We start from the raw sequence: 3,592 nt of genomic DNA on the forward strand, positions 1-3,592 counted from the left end.
CTGCTATACCAAATAATAATGGTACTGATGCAAGTGCAACAAATGGACTTAACTTTTTAGTCATGATCAGAATCATGAACACAACGATAAGAGCATAAGCCATAAATGTTACCATAAATAAATCCTCCTTCTATGTCACATAATATAACATAGAAATTTATAGAAAAATATAGATATTTTTTTCGAATATTTAGACAAATTTTTTTATTATTTTAATTTTTATATATAAAAGCTTTATTACAAAAGGATTTCATCGTGATTCATTTAACAATACCAATTTTTACAAAAGAACACAAAAAAACATATTTATACGAAAAAGCAAGGAAGTATATCTACTCCTTGCCCTATATGTTATTTGTATTGTCGTACTTTTTCATCTAGTACAGTATTTAAGATTCCACCATCATGATAGAATTTAATCTCTGTTTCAGAATCAAATCTTGATAAAGTATCAAATTCAATTGTTGTTCCATCTTCTCTTCTAGCAATAACTTTAACAATTTGTTTCGGTGTTGGGTTATCACCAAGAAGAATTTCGAAATTCTCTTTTCCAGTTAACCCAAGGCTATCAGCAGTCTGACCATCAATATATTCAAGTGGTACAACTCCCATCATAACTAGGTTTGAACGATGAATTCTTTCATAAGATTCAACAATTACTGCCTTAACTCCAAGAAGTTTAACACCTTTGGCCGCCCAATCACGTGATGATCCCATACCGTAGTCTTTACCTGCCAAAATTACAAGTTCTTGCTTATCAGCCAAATACTTTTCACTGGCATTAAAGATTGAAATTATTTCTTCTGTAGGGAAATAATCTGTCCAGCTTCCTTCCTTGCCATCAGCCAAATCGTTATGAAGTCTTGTATTTGCTAGTGTTCCTCTTGTCATTACATGGTGATTTCCACGACGTGAACCATAAGAGTTGAAATCTTTAGGAGCAACTCCATGTTCCTTCAAGTATTCACCTGCTGGTGATTTAATGGCAATAGATCCTGCTGGTGAAATATGGTCAGTTGTGACAGAATCCCCTAGTTTAGCTAAAGCTCGTAGACTTTCAAGTTTTGGTAATTCAACAATTCCTTTTACTTGATCATCAAAGTATGGCGGATTAGCTATATAAGTTGACTCTGGATTCCAAGGGAAGGTTGGTGAATCAACAACTTCTAGATTATTCCATTCTTCTGTTCCTGAGAAAATATTCTCATATGATTTACGGTAATTTTCAGATGTGACAAATTTACTTACGTAATCATTGATTTCATCACTTGTTGGCCAAATATCTTTTAGGTAGATGTCTTTTCTATCACTAGATTTACCGATGACGTCCGTTTGAAGATTCATTCTCAAATTACCAGCAAGTGCATAAGCAATTACTAAAATTGGAGAAGCAAGATAATTTGCTTTAATCAAAGGATGGACACGACTTTCAAAGTTTCTATTTCCACTCAAGACTGCCCCCGCTACCAAATCGTTATCGATGATAGCTTGTTCTATTGTAGCTTCAAGTGGACCAGAGTTTCCGATACATGTTGTACATCCGTAAGCAATTATGTTAAAGCCAAGTTTATCAAGATAAGGTGAAAGTCCTGCTTCTTCAAGATATCTTGTTACTGCCTGAGAACCTGGCGCAAATGATGTCTTAACTTTTGGATCAATTGTTAGACCGAGTTCTACCGCTTTTTTAGCTAGAAGGCCTGCTCCAATCAATACTGAAGGGTTTGAAGTATTTGTACAGCTTGTTATTGCAGCAATTAATACATCCCCTGTCTTTAGCTCATCTTTTTGTCCGTCAAGTTCAATCGGAATCACTTTATCAAATTCAGTTTCCGTTAACCCAAAACCATGGTTACCTAGAGGAGCTGTAATTGTTTTTTCAAATTCTGACGATAGATGAGATAGTTCCACCATATCTTGTGGACGTTTCGGACCAGCAAGGTTGGTAGTGATTTTTGCAAGGTCTATTTCAATTACTTCAGTATATTCGATATTGCTTTCTTCATCGGCATTATAGAATAGATGATTTTCATGCATGTAGTCTTCGATATTAGCAATATCGTCTTCTTTTCGACCAGTTAAATGAAGATAATTAATTGTCTCAGCATCTACTGGGAAGAAGCCACATGTTGAACCGTATTCAGGAGCCATATTTGAAATAGTTGCTCTATCAGGAAGAGGTAAAGTTTCATAACCAGGACCAAAATACTCGATGAATTTTCCTACAACATTTCTTTCACGCAATACTTGAGTTACTTTTAGCGCCAAATCCGTAGCAACAATTCCTGATGGAAGTTGATTAATGAAACGCACTCCAATAACTTGTGGGATTGAAAATACTGAAGGTTCTCCCAACATACAAGCTTCTGCTTCAATACCCCCAACTCCCCAACCAAGAACTCCTAGACCGTTAATCATGGTTGTATGAGAATCTGTTCCAAAAACACTATCTGGATAATATGTATTTTCTTTTTCATTGTATTGAACAACCGGTGACAAATATTCAATATTAATTTGGTGAATAATTCCTGTATCTGGTGGAATTGCTCTAAAATTAGTAAATGATTTTTGAGCCCATTTTAGAAGCTCATATCTTTCAGAATTTCTTTCAAATTCTTTTTTAATATTATAAGCCATTGCAGCAGGATTTCCGGCTTGGTCCACTTGAACTGAATGGTCAATTACTAAATCAACAGGAATTTCTGGGTTAATGTCTTCAGGGTTTAAACCCAATTCCTTTGCAGCATCACGCATTGAAGCGATATCTACAACACAAGGTACTCCAGTATAGTCCTGTAATAAGATTCTTGCAGGATAAAATGCAATATCATCCCCAGCATTATCTTTCCAGTTAAAAATCTTATTTGCATTTTTCTCAAGCTCTTCATCTGATGATGCTTTACGAAGAATATTTTCAAGTAAGATTCTAATACTATATGGTAATGTCGATAAATCTTTCCCATAAGATTGAGCAAATTCTTTTAAATTGTAGAATTTACCTTCATTTTTCAATGTTGAAATAAAATTTTCTTTTTTCAAGATGGTAAGCCTCCTAGCTTCTTCTCTTCTGTACTATTAATTAATAATTAAACTTTAAATGGCATTAAACCAAATACTACTGCTACTACTAAATAAACGATGAATAATCCGATCGCCCATAATGCACTCTTCTTTTGCCATTGTCCCATGTCTACATCTGTTAAACGAAGTAATACATAGATAAATGGTACTAATGGACTCAATAAGTGGAAAGCTTGCCCAATTAATGAAGCAAATCCTAGTTGTAATGGTGTGAATCCATAGTTTACTCCTGCTTCTGCTAGTACTGGTAGTACTCCATAGTAGAAGGCATCGTTTGATAGGAAGAATGTTCCCGGTGCTGATAGGAAGGCAACAACCAAGCCCCAATATGAGCCCCATGATGCTGGAATAACTGATGATAGACTTGTCGCAATTGCTTTATCCATTCCCGTTCCAGCAAGGATTCCCATGAAGATTCCTGCTGCGATTACTACCATGGCTACTTGTCCACCATCTGGTAGGTTAGCTTCAATACGAGCGCGTTGGTCTGATAGTTTTGGATAGTTAATCATTA

Annotated in this window: 1 protein-coding gene and 1 pseudogene; both read right to left on the minus strand. The window is 35.4% G+C overall.

The features are described 5' to 3' along the window. Window positions 1-351: 351 nt before the first annotated feature. Entirely contained in the window at window positions 352-3,036 is a 2,685-nt protein-coding gene (acnA, locus tag BG261_RS03560; protein WP_070791811.1) for an aconitate hydratase AcnA, read from the minus strand. 47 nt (window positions 3,037-3,083) lie between these two features. Beyond that, a pseudogene (locus BG261_RS03565) lies at window positions 3,084-3,592 on the minus strand (SLC13 family permease); the annotation flags it as partial.

It is taken from the genome of Floricoccus tropicus, assembly GCF_001832905.1.
Lineage (GTDB): Bacteria > Bacillota > Bacilli > Lactobacillales > Streptococcaceae > Floricoccus > Floricoccus tropicus.